The sequence below is a fragment of the Devosia albogilva genome (assembly GCF_042685625.1).
Lineage (GTDB): Bacteria > Pseudomonadota > Alphaproteobacteria > Rhizobiales > Devosiaceae > Devosia > Devosia albogilva.
This window is the reverse complement of the sequence record NZ_JBHUNP010000001.1, coordinates 1,347,501-1,368,962: the sequence shown is the minus strand read 5'-3', so window position 1 is coordinate 1,368,962 and position 21,462 is coordinate 1,347,501. Positions and strand designations below refer to the sequence as shown.

The following is a 21,462-nucleotide window of genomic DNA, read 5'->3' as shown; positions in this document are numbered from 1 at the left end:
CGCACCGACACGGAGAACAGCAGCATGCCTACTCTCGATGCGGCCCTTTCGGGCACGTTTGCCATTGGTGGCGACCTTACCGTCAACCGGCTCGGGTTCGGTGCCATGCGCATCACCGGCAAGGGCATCTGGGGTCCGCCGGAGGATCCCGACGAAGCACGCCGGGTGCTGCGCCGCCTGCCGGAGCTCAACGTCAACCTCGTCGATACAGCCGAAAGCTATGGCCCCTATGTCAGCGAGGAACTGATCGGGGAGGTGCTGGCGCCCTATGCGCAGGGCACGGTCATCGCCACCAAGAGCGGCCTGACCCGCACCGGGCCGGATGAATGGCACTGGCTCGCCCGTCCGGAGTTTTTGCGCCAAGGCGTCATCACCAGCCTCCGCCGGCTCAAGCTCGAGCGGCTCGACCTCTGGCAACTGCACCGCATCGACTCCAAGGTCTCGCACGAGGACCAGTTCGGGGCCATTGCCGAGATGCAGCAGCAGGGGCTGATCCGCCATGTCGGGCTGTCGGAAGTCAGCGTCGAGCAGATCGAGGCGGCGCAGAAATACTTCCGCGTCACCACCGTGCAGAACCTCTACAACCTCGCCAACCGCAAGAGCGAAGCGGTGCTCGACTATTGCGAGAAGAACGGCATCGGCTTCATCCCGTGGTTCCCCCTCGCCGGTGGCGATCTGGTGGAAGGCCATGACGATGCCCGCGCCATCATGGACAAGCACGGCGCCAGCGGGAGCCAGATCGCGCTCGCCTGGCTGCTGAAGCGCTCGCCGGTGATGCTGCCCATCCCGGGCACCGGCAAGGTCAAGCATCTCGAGGACAATGTCGCCGCCGCCGCGATCGAGCTCAGCGACGAGGATTTCGCCACGCTGGACAAGATCGGCCGGCGCTAGGCGCAACCAGGCGATGCTCTTGAGTGCCGCGGTCCTGCCGTGGCACTCTCGCGCCACCTGTTGGGGAGGCGATCATGGGGCTTGGTCTGACGCTGGCGTCTGCGGTGATCCTCGCCGTGACACCGGTCTATGCGGCCGAGAGCGCGCTAGGGGAGCCCGGCGACTGCTTCTCGCGGGTCTATGATGCCGAACACCTGAAGAGCCACCCGGACCAGCGCGTCGAGCGCTTTGCCATCGGCTATCACCCCGAGTTCCAGGATCCCAATTACGACCTGACGCTGCTGTTCGGTTTTCGCACCCGCGACGGCAACGACTATGTCGGTGTGGGTCTGTGCGAGGGCAACCAGTGCGGCGTCGAGGGCGATGGCGGCATGTTTTCGCTGAGCATGCAGGGCGAGGCCCTGAGGCTCGAGATCGATCCGGAGCGGGGCATGAGCGCCGAGAGCGCGGTGGACTTCATCAATCTCGCGGAGAGTGATGACCGGGTGTTTCTGCTGTATCCGGCGTCGGCGAAGGCGTGCCGGTTTTAGGATTGGGGCCGCGACCTCCCCATGACCAGGTCATTCCCGCGTAGGCGGGAATCCACTCTTTCTTTCCAAGAGCGCCGGGAAGAATGGATTCCCGCCTGCGCGGGAAGGACACCGTGGTTGGAGGCGGTTGGCGCTACAGCCGCATAACCCCTGCAGCACTCTGTCGAAACCCGCAGGTGCGGTAGAACGGCTCGAGTGCCGGCTCGTAATCCACATGCACCCATTCGATCCCGCGATCGCGAGCCACGGCCACCGCTTGCCGCACCAGTTCGCGGGCGATGCCGCGGCGGCGAAACTCCGGATCGGTGCAGGTGTCGAGGATGAAGGCGTGGATGCCGCCGTCCCAGGCGAGATTGACGAAGCCGACCAGCCGGTCGCCCAAATAGGCGCCGACATGGGTGAGGCTGCGCTCCAGCACCGGCTGGTAGGAGCGGCCGAGCGGACCGCCCCAGGCGGCCTGCCACAGCCAGTCGAGTTCGAGATCGGACGGAAAGGGCGCGATGCGGTAGTCGATCGCGCCCATCCGGTCAGTGGGTCAGCTTGTTGATCAGGTCGGTGTCGCGCACGGCGCCGCGGGCGGCGGAGGTCGCAAAGGCCGCATAGGCCTTGAGCGCCGTGGTGACGTTGCGCTTGCGCGGCTGGGCCGGCTTCCAGCCGAGCTTGTCCTGCTCGGCGCGGCGGGTGGCGAGCTCGGCTTCCGGGACCAGCAGGGTAATGGTGCGGCTCGGGATGTCGATCTCGATCATATCACCCTCGCGCACGAGGCCAATGGTGCCGCCTTCGGCCGCCTCCGGCGAGACGTGGCCGATGGAGAGCCCCGAAGTGCCGCCCGAGAAACGACCGTCGGTCAGCAGCGCACAGGCTTTGCCGAGGCCCTTCGACTTCAGGTAGCTGGTCGGATAGAGCATTTCCTGCATGCCAGGGCCGCCGCGCGGACCTTCGTAGCGGATGACGATGACGTCGCCTTCCTTGATCTGGTTGGACAGGATCGCGCGCACCGTATCGTCCTGCGACTCGAACACCCGCGCCGGGCCGGTGAACTTCAGGATCGACTCGTCGACCCCGGCCGTCTTCACGATGCAGCCGTCGAGGGCGATGTTGCCCTTGAGCACGGCGAGGCCGCCGTCCTTGGAGAACGGGTGCTCGGGCGAGCGGATGGCGCCGTTGACCCGATCGGTGTCGAGTTCTTTCCAGCGGTTGGCCTGCGAGAAGGCCTGGGTGGTGCGGACGCCACCGGGCGCGGCGAGGAAGAACTGGCGCACGCTTTCCGAATTGGTGCGGGTGATGTCCCACTTGTCGAGCGCGTCGCCCATGGTGGGCGAGTGGATGGTCGGTTCGCCGCGGTTGATCAGCTTGGCGCGGTCGAGTTGGCCGAGGATCGACATGATGCCGCCGGCGCGGTGGACGTCCTCGATATGGACGTCGTTCTTGGCCGGGGCGACCTTGCACAGCACCGGCACCTTGCGGCTCAGCGCGTCGATGTCGTCCATGGTGAAGTCGACGCCACCCTCATGGGCGGCGGCGAGGATGTGGAGCACGGTGTTGGTCGAGCCGCCCATGGCGATGTCGAGCGCCATGGCGTTTTCGAAGGCCGCCTTGGTGGCGATGTTGCGCGGCAAGACCGAAGCGTCTTCCTGCTCGTAGTAGCGGCGGGCGAGGTCGACGATCAGGTGACCGGCTTCCTGGAACAGGCGCTTGCGATCGGCATGGGTCGCGAGCGTCGAGCCGTTGCCCGGCAGCGACAGGCCCAGCGCTTCGGTGAGGCAGTTCATCGAGTTGGCGGTGAACATGCCAGAGCAGGAGCCGCAGGTGGGGCAGGCATTCTCTTCGACAACGGCGACTTCCTCGTCGGAATAGGCGTCGTCGGCGGCCATCACCATGGCGTCGACCAGGTCGAGGGCCTGCAGCTTGCCCTTGACCATGGCCTTGCCGGCTTCCATCGGGCCGCCGGACACGAAGACCACGGGGATGTTGATGCGCATCGCCGCCATCAGCATGCCGGGCGTGATCTTGTCGCAGTTGGAGATGCAGACCATGGCGTCGGCGCAGTGGGCGTTGACCATGTATTCGACGCTGTCGGCGATCAGGTCGCGCGAGGGCAGCGAGTAGAGCATGCCGTCATGGCCCATGGCGATGCCGTCATCCACCGCGATGGTGTTGAACTCCTTGGCAACGCCGCCGGCCGCCTCGATCTCGCGCGCCACCAACTGGCCGAGGTCCTTGAGATGGACGTGGCCCGGCACGAACTGGGTGAACGAGTTCACCACGGCGATGATCGGCTTGCCGAAGTCGCCGTCCTTCATGCCGGTGGCACGCCAGAGCCCGCGGGCGCCGGCCATGTTGCGGCCATGGGTGGTGGTACGGGAACGATAGGCGGGCATGACGAGAATTCCTGGCTTGGGGCGCATGGGCGCCAAGGCTTGTACCCCGTTGTTTAGACCCATTCCAGGGCACGATCAAGGAAAACCGTACCCGCGGGTACGGTTGCGACTGCATCGCAACGCGGCTGTCAGGCGTTGAGCGGCGACAAAGGAGGTGGCCATGAACACAGCGAACCTGCAACTCGAGGGGCTGATCATTGCGATGGCGGCGCTGACCCGCCGGCTGGTGGAGAAGGGCGTGCTCGAGCGCGAAGAGATCGACACGCTGCTGGCCACCTGCGAGGCCAATGTCGCCGGCAGCGACCGGGCGGTGGAAGACCTGTCGCCGGCCAACCGCGACGCCATCGTGTTCCCGATCCGGGTGCTGCGGCTCGCCAATGAGGAAACGGGCGAGCTCGATTTCGGCACCCTGGCCAAGCGCGTCGGTCAGACCAAGGGGCGCTACAATGACCAGCAGTGAGCGCCGCTTCCGCCGCGTCGAGCTGGGCAGCACCAACGCCGATGCGGTGACCGTCGGCATCGAAAGCGGCACCGAAGGCCGGCCGCGCGCTGCGGTGTGGTGGGAGAGCAAGGGCGACGTCGACGCCGACGAAGCCGAGTTCGACGACGTCGGTGCCGCGTTCGAGGCGGCCGAGGCGGCACGGAGCCTGCACGGCTTCTCGGAAATCGTGGTGGTGGTGGCCGATGGAGTCGCCTGGCACGACGCCTGGGGTTCGCTCGACGACGGCGGCCGCAGCCGCGAGCCGATCGGCGATGTCCGCCAGGTCGATCTCAGCGACCGCGAGGCCTTCCACCTCGCGCAGGGGATCGAGGAAGAGCGGGACGCCTAGGGGAACGGCACCGGGCCGCACCCGTTGGTCCACTACACAGACAGAGGAGAACCGAGATGGATGCGCTTCCGGCCAACCTTCACGAAGGCATGATCGTCGTCGACCGCGACATGAACCTGATCGGCAAGGTGGAAACCTTCCGCGCCAGCGACGAGAACCCGCATCAGCCCGGCCCCGAAACAGTGACCGGCAGCCCCATCGTCAAGCAGGACAGGAACACGCTGACCTCGATCCTGGCCGATGTGTTCCGGCCGGACGACGACCTGCCGCGCGAGATGCAGGAGAAGCTGTTGCGCGACGGCTTCATCCGCGTGGATGGAGAAGGCCTGTTCGCAGCAGACCGCTACGTCTTCCCCGAGCAGATCGAGCGGGTCGACGGCGACCGCATCGTGCTCAAGGTACCGCGCGAAAAGCTGTTCCGCGCCTGATGGAGGTCAGGCCGGCCGCTCGGCCATGATCATGTAGTTGATGCCCATGTCGCCGGAGCGGCGCCACTCGTCGGCCAGCGGGTGGTAGACGACGCCGGTTTCGTCCGTGACCCTGAGGCCATTGCGGGTGATCAGCGTGCGGATCTCCTCGGGCGTCAGGAACTTGTTCCAGTCATGGGTGCCGACCGGCAGCCAGCGCAGCACGCGCTCGGCGGCGAACACCGCCAGCGCCCGGGCGCGCAGCGTTCGGTTGATGGTGGCGGTCAGCATCAGTCCGCCCGGCTTCACCAGGTCGGCGCAGCTCTTCATGTAGAGCGGCACGTTGTCGACATGCTCGACCACTTCCATGTTGAGCACCATGTCGAAGCGCTCGCCGGCGGCGGCCAGCGCCTCGCTGGTGGTGGCACGGTAGTCGATGTCGAGGCCGGATTGCTCGGCATGGATGCGGGCGATGGCGATGTTGCGCTCGGCAGCGTCGATGCCGGTCACAGTGGCACCGAGCCGGGCCAGCGGCTCGCACAACAAGCCACCGCCGCAGCCGACATCGACGATGCTCAAGCCCTCGAAGGGGCGCATGACGCTGCCGTCCCGACCGAACTGCGCCAAGAGGTGCTCGCGGATGAAGCCGAGCCGGACCGGATTGAACTTGTGGATCGGCTTGAACTTGCCGTTGGGGTTCCACCACTCCTCGGCCATGGCTGTGAACTTGCTGATCTCGGCATCATTGACGGTGGTGTCGGTCATGGGCGGCTCCGGTTCGGGTGCATATGACCCCCGCGGTGGGGCGGAGGCAAGGCGTGGCCGCTGGCGGCGGTGATCAGGATCGATTTATCCGGGGACGCGACGCGGGAACTGTGGGGCAGGCCGCTGGTTCAGCCCTGGCACCGAAACAGGAGTGAACCACATGCGCATCGCACTGGCGGTTGGAGCCGCATTGTTTGTTGCCGCCCCCTCTCTCGCACAGGAGGCGGGTACGACCACGACACTCGAGATCGATCCGCAGGCCTATACGGGGCTCTGGTACGAGATCGCCAACACCCCCACGCCCTATGAGCAGGATTGCCAGGGCGGCGTCACCGCGGTCTATACCCTCATCGACGATGCCACCATGGAAGTGGTCAATCGCTGCGACCGCGAGTCCGGCGGGGATGAGCAGGGCGTCGTCGGCGAGGCCGAAGTGGTGAACGGCAACTTCAACACCTTCTCGGTGGAGTTCGGCGAGGAGTCCGGCACGCCCGGCGTCAACTACGTCGTCGCGGCGGTGGGTGAGGAAGAAGATGGGCAGTACCCCTGGGCCGCGGTCTATTCACCCGACGGCAACACCGGCTGGATCCTCGCCCGCGGCCTCGAGCTGTCGGAAGAGGATCGGGCCGAGGCGGAAGAAGCCCTGAGCGAGGTCGGAGTGGACGTATCGCAGTTGGAGGATACGCCCCAGCCGCCGCAGACCTACGATCCGGCGGCCGATAGCGCGTCGTAATCACAACCTCAAGACGACCGGGTCAGGGCAATTACCAGTCGGCACGATCGTCGGCCCGGTCGCATGGAGGCCCGTTGACGGTCGCTCCAATCGTCTCCAGCGGGAGACCGACTAGGAGCGAGGGTCCGTATTCACCCGTACTGGCAGGCGCCCTCCCTCTGCGCTTTTCTTGAAAAGGAGATGGCGGGGGAGGGCGTCGTGGCAGAGAGCCGGCAGATCGACAGGCCGTTGGGCTCGACACAGGACTATTTGGATCGGATCGGCAAGCTGGTCCCGGCTGAGATCACCGCTGGTTTCCTGGCCGTTCAGCCACTGCTGATCAACAAGGACGACGTAACCGAGAATTTCATCGTTCTTCTGATCTTCGTCGCCTTCCTTACCGTGTTGGTGCCCTCTACCTCTGGAAGTTGTTCAACGTCACCAATGCGGTGCAACTGGCCTTTTCCGCGCTGTCCTTTCCGGTGTGGGCGGCGGCCATCTGCGCTGAGCAACTGATCCTCCGCTCCGAAGGTCGCATCTCGAACATCATCATCACGCTGGTGATGGTCGGCTGGGCGCTCCTGATCCCGCTGGTTATCCCGCCCAAGCCGCAGACGGGGGCGCCATGAGGCTGATCCTGCTAGTGTTGTTCCTGCTGCTGCAGGCGGGGCTGGCCGCGGCCGTCGAGTGCAACTTCGGCAGCCGCAGTGCGGCCGAGGCCGCCCGGATCAGCTATGCCGAGTTCATGGCGCGCGAGCGCGGCGCCATTGCCATAACGGAAGGGCGGTGTGGCGCGGCCGACAACATCTGCGAGCACTATATCGTCATCTCGCATTGTGATTCCGTACTCTATGCGCATCCTCCCGGGGACGCGAAGCGGCCGCTCTCCATCAGCTTCAATACGGTGCTGGACAGTTGCGACGGCGCAGCAGTGTGCTCCGACACCTTCCTGCATGCGGCGATGCGTCTGGGGGCGGACCCTGCTTGGCAGCCCTCGGTCGACGTCGTGCGCAATCGCAGCGACAGATGGGAAGACACGTTCGGCGTTGCCACCAGTGGATACTACTTCAAGACCGTACTTGGGGCGGCGGCTGTACGATCGATCCTGCAACGCTCACTGGATCCTGCGGCGTCATTCCGGTCCCTTGTTGATCTCGGATTGCGCTGGCACTCGTCCTTTCTCCGCAACGACACGGGTACGCGCGTGCTGACATGGCCTTCGCGCCGGCAGGTGCTGGACGAGGATGATCCCGCCGCGTGCCAGGAGGAGTGCTCGCTCAAGCTGTACCTGATCAAGTTCGAGGAGTCGGCGAGCCTGCCTCGCGCCGCGCTCCGGTTCAGCGGCAATATGCTTACTTTCCCCACCATGCACCTGCGCACATGGGCCGAAGCTTCCGGCTTTGTCTACAACAGCCAGATCGACTTCACGTTCGTGGTCGAATGAGCAGAGAAATGGCGGAGCCGTCGCTCCCGCGTCTCGATGCCCGTTGATCCCGCCCCGGCTTTGTGGCATTCCCCCCGCAACTGAAGCGTACCGCCGGGTTCGGCGGTGGTTTGGGGAAGCAATTGGCCCGCATCGTCGTCAAGTTCGGGGGCACGTCCGTTGCCACGGTGGAGCGTATCCGTCAGGCCGCCCGCCATGTGAAACGCGAGGTCGATGCCGGCCACGAAGTGGCGGTGGTGGTCTCGGCCATGGCCGGCAAGACCAACGAGCTGGTCGGCTGGGTCAATGAGGCAAGCCCTCTGCACGATGCGCGCGAATACGATGCCGTCGTCGCCTCGGGCGAGCAGGTTACCGCCGGGCTGATGGCGATCGTGCTCAGCGAGATGGGCGTGCAGTCGCGCTCCTTTGCCGGCTGGCAGGTGCCGATCCGCACCGACGACTCCCATGGTGCCGCGCGCATCACCGATATCGACCCCACCGAACTCGACGCGCGCATGAAGGCGGGCTGGGTGCCGGTGATCACCGGGTTCCAGGGCATTTCGCCCCACAACCGCATCACCACGCTGGGCCGCGGCGGCTCCGACACCTCGGCGGTCGCTGTGGCGGCGGCGGTGAAGGCGGATCGGTGCGATATTTATACCGATGTGGACGGTGTTTACACCACCGACCCCCGCATCGTGCCCAAGGCCCAGCGCATGACCAAGATCTCCTTCGAGGAGATGCTGGAAATGGCCTCGCTCGGCGCCAAGGTGCTGATGATCCGCGCGGTGGAACTGGCCATGGCGCAAAAGGTGCGCCTCCTGGTCCGCTCGAGCTTCGAGGACCCCGATGCGCCACAGGTGGCGCCCGACGGCACGCCCGGCGTTCCCGGCACGCTGGTATGCGATGAGGATGAGATCATGGAAAAGCAGATCGTTTCGGGCGTGACCCTCGCCAAGGCCGAGGCCAAGATCACCCTGCGCGAGGTCAAGGACAATCCCGGCGTTGCCGCGGCCATCTTCGGCACGCTCGCCGACCAGGGCATCGTGGTCGACATGATCGTCCAGAACATCGCCGATGACGGCGCCACCACCGACATCACCTTCACCGTGCCCGACAGCGAGTACGACAAGGCGATGCGGGCGCTGAAGGGTGCCGGCGAAAAGATCGAATATGGCCGCATCACCGGCGCCAAGGGCGGCGCCAAGGTCTCGGTGGTGGGCGTCGGCATGCGCTCGCATGCGGGCGTTGCGTCCTCGATGTTCAAGGCGCTGGCCGACAAGGGCATCAACATCCAGTTGATCACCACCTCGGAAATCAAGACCTCGGTGCTGATCGATGAGCAGTATGCCGAGCTTGCCGTGAGGGCCCTGCACACGTATTACGGACTCGACAAGAAGGACGAATAGTCCGCCACGTCGGCGGCCCCTCGTCCTCGAAGGGGGACGGCGGGCGGGCCGTCTGCGTGGGTGAATGGTGACCTCCATCGGCGGCCCAAGGGTGCTGCTGAAGCAGTTGCGCGAGACCATGGCGGAGCCGCTGGCGTCGCAGGCGCGGCTCGACAAGATCGTCACCCTGATCGCCGAAAACATGCATGCCGACGTCTGCTCGTTCTATGTGCTGCGCGACGACGGGGCGCTGGAGCTGTTCGCGACCAAGGGGCTTGCCGCCGAATCGGTGCACATGACGACGCTGAGGCTGGGTGAGGGCCTGGTCGGCCTCATCGCCGCCGAAGCCGAGCCGCTGAGCCTCGACGACGCCCCCGGTCACCCCGCCTTTGCTTATCGGCCGGAAACGGGCGAGGAAAAGTTCAACGCCTTTCTGGGCGTGCCGGTGCTGCGCGCCGGGCAGACGCTCGGCGTCCTCACGGTCCAGAATGCTTCACGCCGGCATTTCGGCGAGGAAGAAACCGAGGCCATGCTGACCACGGCGACCATTCTCGCCGAGATGGTCGCCACCTCCGATTTCGACAATCTGATCAAGCCGGGCTCGGACATCGACCTCCGGCGCCCGCGCATGTTCACCGGCGTCAGCTTCACCGAGGGCATCGCGCTCGGCACGGTGGTGCTGCACGACCCGCGCGTCGTCGTCACCAACTTCATCGCCGAGGACACCGAGGCCGAAAAGGCCCGGCTCGAGAACGCGCTCGAGCGCATGCGGGTGTCGATCGATGCCATGCTCGACCATGGCGACATGGTCGGTGCCACCGACCACCGCGAAATCCTCGAAACCTACCGCATGTTCGCCAATGATCGCGGCTGGGTGCACCGGCTAACCGAGGCGATCGACAATGGCCTTTCGGCCGAGGCGGCCGTGGAGCGGGTGCAGAACGACACCCGCGCGCGCATGCTGCGCCAGACCGACCCCTATATCCGCGACCGCCTGCACGATCTGGACGATCTCGCCAACCGCCTGCTGAGGGTGCTGACCGGCGACGGCCATGCGCTGAAGCAGAAGGAACTGCCCGAGAACGCCATTCTCGTCGCCCGCAACATGGGTCCGGCGGAACTGCTCGAATACGACCGCAGCAAGCTCCGCGGCCTCGTGCTCGAGGAGGGCGGCACCACCGCCCATGTCGCCATCGTCGCGCGCTCGCTCGGCCTCGTGGCCGTCGGGCAGGCGCAGTCGATCGTGTCGATGTCGGAAACTGGCGACGACATCATCATCGACGGCTCGGCCGGCGTGGTGCATCTCAGGCCCACCCCCGAGATCGAGCAGACCTATATCGACAAGGTCCGCGTCTCCGCCCGTCGGCGCGCCCATTATGCAGCCCTGCGCGACAAGCCGAGCGTCACCCGCGACGGCGTCGAAATCACCCTGCTGCACAATTCCGGGCTCGTCGCCGACCTGCCGATGCTGGACGATACCGGGGCGGCCGGCGTCGGCCTGTTCCGCACCGAGCTGCAGTTCATGATCGCTTCGAAGCTCCCGCGGCTCGAGGAGCAGCGCGACCTTTATGCCGAGGCCATGGCGATTGCCGGCGAGCGGCCGGTGGTGTTCCGCCTGCTCGATATCGGCGGCGACAAGGTGCTGCCCTACCAGCGCTCGATGGCCGAGGAAAACCCGGCGATGGGCTTCCGCTCCATCCGCCTGGGCCTCGCGCGCCCAGGCCTGTTGCGGACGCAGATCCGGGCGCTGCTGCTGGCAGCCGACGGGCGTCCGCTCAAGATCCTGGTGCCGATGGTGACCGAGACCTTCGAGTTCACCCAGACGCGCCTGGTGGTCCACAAGGAGATCGAGCGCCTGCGCCGCCAGGGCCGGCCGATCCCGAGCCGGCTTGAACTCGGCGCCATGGTGGAAGTGCCCTCGCTGCTGTTCGAGCTCGACCAGGTGATGCCGGAAGCCGATTTCGTCTCCATCGGCTCCAACGACCTGGTGCAGTTCCTCACTGCGTCGGATCGGGCCAATCCGCGCGTCGCCAAGAATTACGACCCGATCGGCATGCCGCGCCTCAGGGCCATCCGGATGGTGATCGATGCCGCCCACCGCTACAATATCCCGGTCACCATGTGCGGCGAGCTTGCCGGCAGGCCGCTCGAGGCGCTGGCGCTGATGGCGATCGGCATGAACCGGCTGTCGATGAGCCCGGCCTCGATCGGCCCGATCAAGGAGATGGTGCTCAATCTCGATCTCAAGCCGATCCGGCTATCGGTAGGGGCGGCATTGAGCGACGGCGCCAATGGTGTCACCATCCGCGAACTGCTGCAGGACTGGGTGGAGCGGCAGAACCTGCCGATGGGCTGACGCAACCCGGCGAGCCTGCCTGCTGTTGCATGCGGCAGAGCCGTGGATGTGCCGCCGTGACCGACAACGACCTTTCTCGCGAAGACCTTGAAACCCTCGCCCGCTTTCGCGAACCGACGCAGCCGCTCGATATCGAGCCCTTGGTCTTCGCCAAGCTGTTGTCGCTGGCGCTGATCGAGCAGAAGGAAGGCGGCGCCGAACTTACCGACTCCGGTCGCGAGCGGCTGCGGGATGGTCGCTAACGTTGAATATCGCCCCCTCACTGCCGAGGCATAAATACCCACCGCAGTGTCCTCGGACTTGATCCGAGGACCACTCCGAGCGCACACGAAGGTGGCAATCGGCCCGCGGGTCGAGCCCGAGGGCAGGCGGGGTTGAGATTTCACGGCAAGAACCGCGAAGCTTGCGATGCGATAATGTTGTGCCTAAAGCGTGCGTTCGCCTGAACGAAAGACCGAAGATGCCCTCACTCCCCCAGGACAAGCTCGACGCCCTCGAGATGCGCTTCCAGTATATCGAAGCGGCGCTGTCGGGCGGGGCAAACCCGGACGAGTTCGCCAAGCTCAGCAAGGAGCACTCCGAACTCAGCGAGATCGTCGGCGAGATCGGCGCCTACAAGAAGGCGCTGAAGGACCGGGCGGACGCCGAGGAACTGCTCAATAGCGGCGAGAGGGACATGGCCGAGATGGCCCGCGCCGAGATCGAGACGCTGGACGAAGAGATCGAGCGGCTGACCCAGTCGATCCGCATCCTGCTCCTGCCGAAGGACGAGGCCGACGAAAAGTCGATCATCCTCGAAATCCGCGGCGGCACCGGTGGCGACGAAGCGGCGCTGTTCGCGGGCGACCTGTTCCGCATGTATGAGCGCTATGCCGCCAGCCACGGCTGGAAGGTGACGGTGATGGAGGAAAGCCCCGGCGAAGTCGGTGGCTTCAAGGAAATCATCGCCAATGTCTCGGGCCGGGGCGTCTATGCGCGCATGAAGTTCGAGTCCGGCGTTCACCGCGTGCAGCGGGTGCCGGCGACCGAGGGTTCGGGCCGCATCCACACGTCGGCGGCGACGGTGGCGGTGCTGCCGGAGGTGGAAGACATCGACATCGACATCCGCCCCGAAGACATCCGCATCGACACCATGCGCGCCTCCGGCTCGGGCGGCCAGCACGTCAACACCACCGACTCGGCGGTGCGCGTCACCCACATCCCGACCGGCATCGTCGTCACCTCGGCGATGAAGTCGCAGCACCAGAACCGGGCACAGGCGATGATCGTGCTCCGCTCGCGCCTCTACGAAATGCAGCGCGAGGAACGCGACTCCGCTCGCTCCGCCGAGCGCAAGGGCCAGGTCGGCTCCGGCGATCGCTCCGAGCGCATCCGCACCTACAATTTTCCGCAAGGGCGCGTCACCGATCACCGCATCAACCTGACGCTTTACAAGCTCGACAAGGTGATGGCCGGTGAAGCCCTCGACGAACTGATCGAGGCGCTGATCACCACCGCGCAGGCCGAACAGCTCGCCGCGCTGGAATCGGTGAACTGACGACGCCCGTCACCATCGGTGCGCTGTGGCGCCAGTGGCGCGACGTGCTGGCGGAGAACGGGTCGCCCTCGGCCGTCATCGATGCCAAGCGCCTGACCGCCCATGCCCTCGGACTGGGCGATCTCGACCTCGCCGTGCGCGAGCGCGATGTGGTGGACGCGGGCGCCGCGGCGCGTGTCGAAGCGCTGATGCAGCGCCGCCTCACCGGCGAATCCGTCGCCCGCATCATCGGCGAGCGCGAATTCTACGGTCTCGCCTTCGCCCTCAACCCCGCAACCCTCGAACCCCGGCCGGAAACCGAGCTTCTCGTCGACATGGCGCTTACAGCCTTGCCGCCGGGTGGGCGACTGCTCGATCTCGGCACCGGTACCGGCTGCATCCCCATCGCGGTGCTGGCCAATCGGCCGGACGCCACCGCAGTAGCGGTGGACCTGAGCGAAGAGGCGCTCGACGCGGCCCGGGCGAATGCCGAGCGGCATGGGGTCGCCGAGCGAATCGCCTTTCTTCAGGGGAGCTGGTTCGAGCCTCTGGCTCACCCCCCTCCCAACCTCCCCCGCAAGGGGGGAGGTGCCGCCTCGAGTGTGAGCGGAGATCCGGCCCAAGGCACGGAAGCCCACCTCCCCCCTTGCGGGGGAGGCCGGGAGGGGGGTGGTCGCGGCGCATTTCACCTCATCGTGTCCAACCCGCCCTATATTGCCTCGGCGGTGGTCCCGACGCTCTCGCCGGAGGTCCGCGCGTTCGACCCCGCTCTCGCCCTTGATGGCGGCCCCGATGGCCTTGCGCCCTACCGCATCATCGCCGCCGAAGCCCCGCTTCATCTGGCCTTCGGTGGCGGGCTGCTGGTCGAGATCGGCTATGACCAGGGGGATGCCGTCGCCGCCATTCTTGCCCGGCAGGGCTGGCGCGACATTGCCGTTCACAAAGATCTCGCCGGCCTTGATCGGGTGGTATCGGCGCACCATCTGTGAGCAACGCCGCGCGGCGTCGCACTTTGTGCTTTGAATATCCGCGCAAACCGGCTAGTTTATTCGTGCTGTCAACGGCGCATCATGGGCGCCACGGTGTACAGCCACCCGAAACATTCCTGTAGCTGCAAGGGCAGCGCGGCCCCCGACGAGATCGGGAGCGACGCGGAAGTGGTTCGGAACCTGTGGCAGGAAAGCCGTCAGACGGTTCAGGTCTTCATGAAGCCGGTAGGCCTCGCCCGATGCCCTTGCGCTCGCCCGAGGTGATTGGCAGGGCCCGCGGGGAGCCGGTCCGCCACCACGTTACTCCTGTTTGAAGTCAACAGAACGACCAGATGAGACCCAACAACCAGAACAAGAACCGGCAGCGGGGCCGTAACGGCGGGCGCAAGCACGTCAATCCGCTTTCCCGGAGCTATGAGAGCAACGGCCCCGACGTGAAGGTGCGCGGCAATGCCGCCCACATCGCCGAGAAATACCTGCAACTGGCGCGCGATGCCCAGTCGAGCGGCGATTCGGTGATGGCGGAGAACTACCTCCAGCACGCCGAGCACTATTTCCGCATCGTGGCCTCTGCCCAGCAGCAGATGAACCCGCGTCCGGACGGTCAGCCGCAGCCGGAGGAAGATTTCGACGACGACCTCGAGATCAACTCCCGCTTCGCCTCGCCGCAGCAGCACCAGCCGCAACCCCAGCAGCCGCAGCAGGATGAGCCCGAAGGCGAAACCGCCGAACAGCCCGCTGCCGCTGCAGAGCAGGGTGGCGATGCCCAGCCCCAGCAGGCAGAGGGCCAGCAGGGCGAAGGCCGCAAGCCGCGCGAGCGCCGTCCGCGCCGCCGCCGCACCCAGGGTGGTGGCGACGGCAATGGCGGCGATCCGTCATCGGCCCCGCAGCCGGACGTTCCGGACCTGCCGGCCTTCCTCACCGGCAGCGCCACCAGCGCCGCGGAATAGCGCGAGAGAGATTTGCAAGAGGCCGGGCTTGATGCCCGGCCTCTTTGTTTGCGGGGGTACGGACGTGGCTCCGTGCACCGACCACCGGGACAAGCCCGGTGGTGACGGCGCGTGTGGTCACTGCCTCCATTGTTATTGCCGGGCTTCTCTCCCAACCCACCACGTCATCCCCGCGCAGGCGGGGATCCATTCTTCCCTGGTGCTTACGCGGGAATGACGCCGAATACTGCTGTGGCCCCCACGAACACCCCCACCCAACCTCCCCCGCCAGCGGGGGAGGGGTCGCATCGAGCTTGCCTCGCGGTCAGGGCGCCCACCGGCATGTCCCTCCCCCGCCTGCGGGGGAGGTTAGGTGGGGGCTCTCCTGACACCCGACGGCGCTCCAGGGCAGTGACGCCTCACTAAATTCACTCCCAAGGAGGCCATTCGCCGCGGGTCCGCTCCCATCCGACCGACAGCGAAAGCCGGCGGACAAACCCGCATGTCAGCCTCTTCCCACCGCTGAAACCCTCCCCATATATCCTCGTGAACGGAGCGTGCCGCATCCATCGGGCGCTCCAGAAAAACGACGCTTCCGCCGTGGTGCCGGTGCTTCGGGCCGACCCACGGGCGAGACAAGGAGAGTTGCATGAATATCGAGAAATACACCGAGCGGGCGCGCGGCTTCATCCAGAGCGCGCAGACGGCGGCGCTGGGCAAGGGCCACCAGCAGTTCGCGCCGGTCCACCTGCTCAAGGTGCTGCTCGACGACGACCAGGGCATGGCCAACGGCCTTATCGAACGCGCCGGGGGTGATCCCAAGGCGGCGCGTGCTGGCGTGGAAGCCGCCCTCAACAAGATCCCGCGCGTGTCCGGCGATGCCGGTCAGCTCTATCTCGGGCGCGAACTGGCGCGCGTGTTCGACACCGCCGAATCCGCTGCCCAGAAAGCCGGTGACTCCTTTGTCACCGTGGAACGGCTGCTGCTGGCGCTGACGGTCGAGAAGGACACCGATGCCGGCAAGGTGCTGGCTTCTGCCGGCGTGACCCCGCAGGGCCTCAACAAGGCGATCGAGGAAATCCGCAAGGGTCGCACCGCTGACTCGGCCTCCGCCGAGAACGCCTATGATGCGCTGAAGAAATATGCCCGCGACCTCACCGCCGATGTGCGGGAGGGCAAGCTCGACCCGGTGATCGGCCGCGACGAGGAAATCCGCCGCGCCATCCAGGTTCTCAGCCGTCGTACCAAGAACAATCCCGTCCTGATCGGTGAACCCGGCGTCGGCAAGACCGCCATCGCCGAAGGCCTCGCTATCCGCATCGTCAATGGCGACGTGCCGGAATCGCTCAAGAACAAGTCGCTGCTCGCTCTCGACATGGGGGCGCTGATCGCCGGCGCGAAATATCGCGGCGAGTTCGAGGAACGCCTCAAGGGCGTGCTGAGCGAGGTCACCGCCGCCGAGGGCCAGATCATCCTGTTCATCGACGAGATGCACACCCTGGTCGGTGCCGGCAAGGCCGACGGGGCGATGGACGCCTCCAACCTGCTTAAGCCTGCGCTCGCCCGCGGTGAGCTTCACTGCGTTGGCGCCACCACGCTCGACGAATATCGCAAGCATGTGGAGAAGGACCCGGCCCTGGCCCGGCGTTTCCAGCCGGTCTTTGTTGCCGAGCCGACGGTGGAGGACACCATCTCCATCCTGCGCGGCCTCAAGGAGAAGTACGAGCTTCACCACGGCATCCGCATTTCGGACTCGGCGCTGGTGAGCGCGGCGACCCTGTCGAACCGCTACATCACCGACCGGTTCCTCCCCGACAAGGCCATCGACCTGATGGACGAGGCGGCGGCGCGCCTGCGCATGGCTGTCGACTCCAAGCCCGAGGCGCTGGACGAACTCGATCGCCGCATCATGCAGCTCAAGATCGAGCGCGAGGCGCTGCGCAAGGAAGAGGACGAAGGCTCCCGCATTCGGCTCGAACGGCTGGAGCAGGAACTCGCCGGCCTCGAGGAACAGGCGCAGGAGCTTTCAGCCAAGTGGCTGTCCGAAAAGGAACGGCTGCAGGGTGCGACCAAGCTCAAGGAAGAGCTCGATGCCGCCCGCTCGCAGCTCGAGATCGCGCAGCGCCAGGGTGATCTCGCCCGGGCCGGTGAGCTGGCCTATGGCGTGATCCCCGATCTGGAGCGGCGCCTGAAGGACGCCGATGCCAATGGCAAGGCCGATCCAGTGATGGCGAAGGAGACCGTCGATACGAGCGATATCGCCCAAGTGGTGTCGCGCTGGACCGGCATTCCGGTCGACCGCATGCTCGAGGGTGAAAAGGAAAAGCTCCTTCACATGGAGACTTCCATCGGCGCCCGGGTCATCGGCCAGTCCGAGGCAGTAGCGGCCGTCGCCAAGGCGGTGCGCCGTTCGCGCGCCGGCCTGCAGGATCCGAATCGGCCGATCGGCTCGTTCATGTTCCTTGGCCCCACCGGCGTCGGCAAGACCGAGCTGACCAAGGCGCTCGCCCAGTTCCTGTTCGACGACGAGACCGCGATGGTGCGGCTCGACATGAGCGAGTTCATGGAAAAGCACTCGGTCGCGCGGCTGATCGGCGCCCCTCCGGGCTATGTCGGCTATGACGAAGGTGGCGTGCTGACCGAAGCGGTGCGGCGCCGGCCCTACCAGGTGGTGCTGTTCGACGAGATCGAGAAGGCGCATCCGGACGTGTTCAACGTCCTCTTGCAGGTGCTCGACGACGGCCGGCTCACCGACGGACAGGGCCGCACGGTCGACTTCCGCAACACGGTGATCATCCTCACCTCGAACCTGGGCGCCTACCACATCCAGGAGCTCAAGGACGGCGATCCGATCGAGCTGGCCCGCGGCAAGGTGATGGACGAGGTCAAGGCCGCCTTCCGGCCCGAGTTCCTCAACCGCATCGACGAGATCCTCCTGTTCCACCGGCTCGGCCGCGAGCACATGGGCTCGATCGTCGACATCCAGTTCGGCCGCCTGCAGCAGCTGCTGGATGACCGCGACATCACCCTCGAGCTCACAGCGCGCGGGCGCGAGTGGCTCGCCAATGAAGGCTATGATCCCGCCTATGGCGCCCGTCCGCTGAAGCGCGTGATCCAGCGCTGGGTGCAGGATGGCCTCGCCGACCTCTTGCTCGAGGGCCGGGTGAGCGATGGCGGCCAGGTCACGGTCGATGCCAATGACGACGGCATCGTGCTGCTCCCGGGCGGCAAGGCGGAAACCTCCGCCGCAGCGTAAGCATCAGGGGAGGGCTACGGCCCTCCCTCTCGTTTCGGCGCAACCGCGCGGCGGCCTCCGGCTTTTCCCACTGACAGCAGAGGAGAAAGCCCATGCCGCACCACGCCGACCCCGCCATGCAGGAGTGCATCACCGCCTGCCTCGACTGCTACAGCACCTGCACCTCGATGGCGATGAACCACTGCCTGATGCTCGGCGGCGAGCACGTCGCTAAGGATCACTTCACCCTGATGATGGCATGCGCCGAGATCTGCCGCACCTCCGCGCATTTCATGCTGATCGGCAGCCCGCACCACAAGCACACCTGCGCCGAATGCGCCGAAATCTGCGAGCAGTGTGCTGACGACTGCGAACGGCTCGGCGACATGGACGACTGCGTCGCTGCCTGCCGCGCCTGTGCCGAAAGCTGCCGCCGCATGGCAGCCTGACCCGCGCATCGCCCTTGCCCCGTAGCGAGGGCGATGCTATCCTGAACAAACAGGGAACAAATGGGGAGGTGAGGATGACGGATCGGATCGACTATATCGAGTTCCCCTCCGCCGATCGGGCGAAGACCAGCAGCTTCTTTCAGGCGGCCTTCGGCTGGGGGATCGTCAGCTACGGCCCGATCTATGACGGCATTGAGGGGGCGGGCATCGACGGTGGCATCGACCAGTCAGAGAACCCTGTGGCCGCCACCATGGCGATCATCCGCACCGAGGATCTCGATGATGCCGAGCGGCGGGTGCGGGAGGCGGGCGGGGCGATCACCCGCGAGCAGTTCGACTTCCCCGGCGGCCGGCGCTTCCACTTCCGTGAACCCGGTGGCAACGAACTGGCGGTCTATGTCGCGCGCGAGTAGCGCCGTCTACTGCGCCGCGACCTGAACCGGGGCCGGCTCGCGCGCCATCAGGTCGTTGATCTGGGCGATGGTCTGCTGGAATTGCGCTTGGTGCTGCTGCGGCAGCACGTTGTCCTTGGGCAATTTGACGCTCAGCGGATCGACCAGATTGCCGTTGATCTTGATTTCGAAGTGCAGGTGCGGACCCGTCGACTGGCCGGTCGAGCCGACATAGCCGATGACCTGACCCTGGCGTACCCGGTCGCCGACGCCGAGCCCGTCGACATAGCGCGACAGGTGGCCATAGGCGGTCTCGTAGCCGTTGACGTGCTGGATCTCGATCTTGTTGCCGTAGCCGGACTGCCATTTGTAGTAGGTGATGACGCCGTCGCCCGAGGCATAGATCGGCGTGCCGGTGCGGGCGGCGAGGTCGACACCGGTATGGAGGCGCCTCGACTTGAAGATCGGGTGGATGCGGTAGCCGAAGCGCGAGCGCAGCGTACCGCCGCCCTCGAGCGGCCGGCGGTTGAGGAAGCGTTTCCCGGTCTCGCCATTGGTGTCGAAGAAGTCGATGGTGCCGTCGGGCATGACGAAGCGGTAGAACTGCCGCGTGGTCGAGCCCAGCGTCAGCCCGACATAAAGCAGTTCGCTGCGCCCGGCCTCGTCGGGCGGTGTCTGGAGGATCTCGATGCTGTCGCCGGCCGCAATCCGGTTGGTCATGTCGATGTCATAGGCGAACATGCCGATGATGCGCTGAATGGTGTCGTCGTCGAGATCGTGCTTGCGTCCGGTTTCCCAGATCGATCGGTAAACGCTCGGCAGGTTGGCGACGTTGATCTCTTCGGTGTCTTCCTCGGGGAAGACGATGTCGGGCGGGGCGAGGCCCAGCACATACTGGCCCTTGTCGGTCAGCGCGACGGTTGCGCGATGGACGTCCGTGTCGCTGGCCTCGTCATGCAGGTAGATGCTGAGCCGGTAGGGCACCAGCGTGTCGGAATTCCGCGACGGCCCGTAAAGGATGCGCAGGCGCGCACCCACCGGCAGCACTACCGAGGGGTAGACATTGTGGATGGCGCTCGCGATCGCCATCACCGTGCCGTCGCTGAAGCCGTTCTTGCGCAGCACCTCGGCGAGTTCGCTATCCTCCTTGATGGTGAGGATGCGCTCGGAACGGCCGAGCATGCCTTCGCTGGCAATGGTGGTCTTGGGGACCACGGTGACGTTTTCGGCAATGCCGCCGGAGGGAGCGCCAGGCGACAGGCCGAGATCGCGCAGCGACGGGCCGATGGCGGCATAAGCCAGAGCCGGGGCATCCCCCGCCACGTCGAAATCCGATCCGACGATGCCGCGCACGAAATCGGCAGCGGTCTGATCCGAGATGGCGCGCGGCGGCACGAAGCTCGTCGGCATGGCCGCCACCTTCACCGCCACTTCCCCTTCTACCTCGGCACCGTAGACCTCTGTGGAGATATCGAGGCTGCTCTCCGAGGCGGTCAGCGGCTCGGTGGCATTGAGAATGGCGACGGGGTCATAGGAGGGAATGTCCTCGGCCAGCGAGGTGGGCGCCGTCGCCAGCGTCGCGCGGATCCGCACGAAGGGCTGGTTTCGGATGATGTCGCGACCATCCACGCTGTCGCGGATCGAGGCCTCGATCACCTCCCGGTCGGAGCGGGTGGCGGCGACCGGCCGAATGCGCGCGGACTTGGCGAACATGTCCGTAGGCGCGCGCTGCTCGGCTTCGGCACCGGCGAGCTGGAGTGCCTTGTAGGCAGTGGAGAAGGTGTCTTCGCCCTGGAAGGAGACATAAAGCGCCGCGCCCATCAGCAGCACGCTGGTCAAGCCGGTCATCACCGTGCCGGTCAGCCAGGCAAAGCTCAGCTCGCGGCCGTGCGGGATATCGCCATCGGTCGATTGCAGCGTCAGCGGCGCGCTGTCCTCGAAACCGGCCGAGCGCAGCAAGGCAAGGTGGCGATGTCGTTGCGCTGCGTTCAACGCCGCATCCTTCTAGACGTCAGAAACCTGCAAGCTTCCCCCGAAGCGGGCCGGTCTTGCGCCGGCACCAACGCCTGTAGCGTCCGGCGCACCCTACGCACGCACGGAATCCGAAGCAATGGCTTCCGGCGTATCAAGTAGGAATGCGGCGAAACTGGGAGAATCCCGCCTGCGCACGCGCGGGCCAACCGCCGGGGGGCACCTGATCAGGGGGCCTTGAATGGCGCTCGCGATGCACCATCTATCGTCTACAAGCGGGGAGCCGCGTAAACTCTGG

General features: G+C 66.0%; 21 protein-coding genes. 17 read left to right on the top strand and 4 right to left on the bottom strand.

What is annotated here, in order from left to right:
• Positions 1 to 24 precede the first annotated feature (24 nt).
• Both ACFSX5_RS06870 and ACFSX5_RS06865 read left to right on the top strand, forming a co-directional pair.
• Entirely contained in the window at positions 25 to 891 is an 867-nt protein-coding gene (locus ACFSX5_RS06870) for an aldo/keto reductase (protein ID WP_386832532.1), read from the top strand.
• A 74-nt stretch (positions 892 to 965) separates the two neighbouring features.
• Positions 966 to 1,421: a hypothetical protein gene (locus ACFSX5_RS06865; protein ID WP_386832531.1), complete on the top strand. Its 456-nt coding sequence runs from the start codon at positions 966 to 968 to the stop codon at positions 1,419 to 1,421.
• Positions 1,422 to 1,554: 133 nt separating this feature from the next.
• On the opposite strand, the gene ACFSX5_RS06860 is transcribed toward ACFSX5_RS06865, so the two are convergent.
• Positions 1,555 to 1,944, bottom strand: coding sequence for a GNAT family N-acetyltransferase (locus tag ACFSX5_RS06860; RefSeq protein WP_386832530.1), 390 nt, complete (start codon positions 1,942 to 1,944; stop codon positions 1,555 to 1,557).
• 4 nt (positions 1,945 to 1,948) lie between these two features.
• On the bottom strand, positions 1,949 to 3,802 hold the full coding sequence (ilvD, locus tag ACFSX5_RS06855) for a dihydroxy-acid dehydratase (RefSeq protein WP_386832529.1): 1,854 nt from the start codon (positions 3,800 to 3,802) through the stop codon (positions 1,949 to 1,951).
• A gap of 160 nt (positions 3,803 to 3,962) precedes the next feature.
• On the opposite strand from ilvD, the gene ACFSX5_RS06850 reads away from it, so the two are divergent.
• The 3 genes from ACFSX5_RS06850 to ACFSX5_RS06840 are packed head-to-tail and all read left to right on the top strand — an operon-like array spanning position 3,963 to position 5,060.
• Positions 3,963 to 4,262, top strand: coding sequence for a hypothetical protein (locus ACFSX5_RS06850; protein WP_386832528.1), 300 nt, complete (start codon positions 3,963 to 3,965; stop codon positions 4,260 to 4,262).
• Positions 4,249 to 4,632, top strand: coding sequence for a hypothetical protein (locus tag ACFSX5_RS06845; RefSeq protein WP_386832527.1), 384 nt, complete (start codon positions 4,249 to 4,251; stop codon positions 4,630 to 4,632). Before ACFSX5_RS06850 ends, ACFSX5_RS06845 begins: the two co-directional genes overlap by 14 nt.
• A 56-nt stretch (positions 4,633 to 4,688) precedes the next feature.
• Positions 4,689 to 5,060, top strand: coding sequence for a hypothetical protein (locus ACFSX5_RS06840; RefSeq protein ID WP_386832526.1), 372 nt, complete (start codon positions 4,689 to 4,691; stop codon positions 5,058 to 5,060).
• A gap of 6 nt (positions 5,061 to 5,066) precedes the next feature.
• On the opposite strand, the gene ubiG is transcribed toward ACFSX5_RS06840, so the two are convergent.
• Positions 5,067 to 5,804 carry a bifunctional 2-polyprenyl-6-hydroxyphenol methylase/3-demethylubiquinol 3-O-methyltransferase UbiG gene (ubiG, locus tag ACFSX5_RS06835; RefSeq protein WP_386832525.1) on the bottom strand — a complete coding sequence of 246 codons (738 nt, stop codon included), beginning with the start codon at positions 5,802 to 5,804 and terminating at the stop codon, positions 5,067 to 5,069.
• A 160-nt stretch (positions 5,805 to 5,964) separates the two neighbouring features.
• Here ubiG and ACFSX5_RS06830 point away from each other — a divergent pair, with 160 nt between their 5' ends.
• The 12 genes from ACFSX5_RS06830 to ACFSX5_RS06775 all read left to right on the top strand — a co-directional run bounded on the left by ACFSX5_RS06830 (position 5,965) and on the right by ACFSX5_RS06775 (position 19,214).
• On the top strand, positions 5,965 to 6,537 hold the full coding sequence (locus tag ACFSX5_RS06830; protein ID WP_386832524.1) for a lipocalin family protein: 573 nt from the start codon (positions 5,965 to 5,967) through the stop codon (positions 6,535 to 6,537).
• Positions 6,538 to 6,944: 407 nt separating this feature from the next.
• On the top strand, positions 6,945 to 7,145 hold the full coding sequence (locus ACFSX5_RS06825) for a hypothetical protein (protein WP_386832523.1): 201 nt from the start codon (positions 6,945 to 6,947) through the stop codon (positions 7,143 to 7,145).
• A complete protein-coding gene (locus ACFSX5_RS06820; RefSeq protein ID WP_386832522.1) occupies positions 7,142 to 7,960 on the top strand; it encodes a hypothetical protein in 819 nt (272 codons plus the stop codon). The genes ACFSX5_RS06825 and ACFSX5_RS06820 overlap by 4 nt, the downstream gene beginning before the upstream one ends.
• A 122-nt stretch (positions 7,961 to 8,082) precedes the next feature.
• Positions 8,083 to 9,348, top strand: a complete 1,266-nt coding sequence (locus ACFSX5_RS06815) for an aspartate kinase (RefSeq protein ID WP_386832521.1) — start codon at positions 8,083 to 8,085, stop codon at positions 9,346 to 9,348.
• Between the two features lie 64 nt (positions 9,349 to 9,412).
• A complete protein-coding gene (gene ptsP / locus ACFSX5_RS06810; RefSeq protein ID WP_386832520.1) occupies positions 9,413 to 11,683 on the top strand; it encodes a phosphoenolpyruvate--protein phosphotransferase in 2,271 nt (756 codons plus the stop codon).
• 56 nt (positions 11,684 to 11,739) lie between these two features.
• Entirely contained in the window at positions 11,740 to 11,925 is a 186-nt protein-coding gene (locus ACFSX5_RS06805; protein WP_386832519.1) for a hypothetical protein, read from the top strand.
• Positions 11,926 to 12,143: 218 nt separating this feature from the next.
• Entirely contained in the window at positions 12,144 to 13,220 is a 1,077-nt protein-coding gene (gene prfA / locus ACFSX5_RS06800) for a peptide chain release factor 1 (RefSeq protein ID WP_386832518.1), read from the top strand.
• Positions 13,208 to 14,188, top strand: a complete 981-nt coding sequence (locus ACFSX5_RS06795; RefSeq protein WP_386835592.1) for a N5-glutamine methyltransferase family protein — start codon at positions 13,208 to 13,210, stop codon at positions 14,186 to 14,188. The genes prfA and ACFSX5_RS06795 overlap by 13 nt, the downstream gene beginning before the upstream one ends.
• Before the next feature lie 332 nt (positions 14,189 to 14,520).
• Positions 14,521 to 15,138 (top strand): DUF4167 domain-containing protein, encoded by a 618-nt coding sequence (locus ACFSX5_RS06790; protein ID WP_386832517.1) that lies wholly within the window; start codon positions 14,521 to 14,523, stop codon positions 15,136 to 15,138.
• 628 nt (positions 15,139 to 15,766) lie between these two features.
• Positions 15,767 to 18,373, top strand: coding sequence for an ATP-dependent chaperone ClpB (gene clpB / locus ACFSX5_RS06785; RefSeq protein ID WP_386832516.1), 2,607 nt, complete (start codon positions 15,767 to 15,769; stop codon positions 18,371 to 18,373).
• A 92-nt stretch (positions 18,374 to 18,465) separates the two neighbouring features.
• Positions 18,466 to 18,801 carry a four-helix bundle copper-binding protein gene (locus ACFSX5_RS06780; protein WP_386832515.1) on the top strand — a complete coding sequence of 112 codons (336 nt, stop codon included), beginning with the start codon at positions 18,466 to 18,468 and terminating at the stop codon, positions 18,799 to 18,801.
• Positions 18,802 to 18,875: 74 nt separating this feature from the next.
• Positions 18,876 to 19,214, top strand: coding sequence for a VOC family protein (locus tag ACFSX5_RS06775; RefSeq protein WP_386832514.1), 339 nt, complete (start codon positions 18,876 to 18,878; stop codon positions 19,212 to 19,214).
• Between the two features lie 6 nt (positions 19,215 to 19,220).
• Here ACFSX5_RS06775 and ACFSX5_RS06770 read toward each other — a convergent pair whose 3' ends face one another.
• Positions 19,221 to 21,185: a M23 family metallopeptidase gene (locus ACFSX5_RS06770; RefSeq protein WP_386832513.1), complete on the bottom strand. Its 1,965-nt coding sequence runs from the start codon at positions 21,183 to 21,185 to the stop codon at positions 19,221 to 19,223.
• Between the last annotated feature and the right edge of the window lie 277 nt (positions 21,186 to 21,462).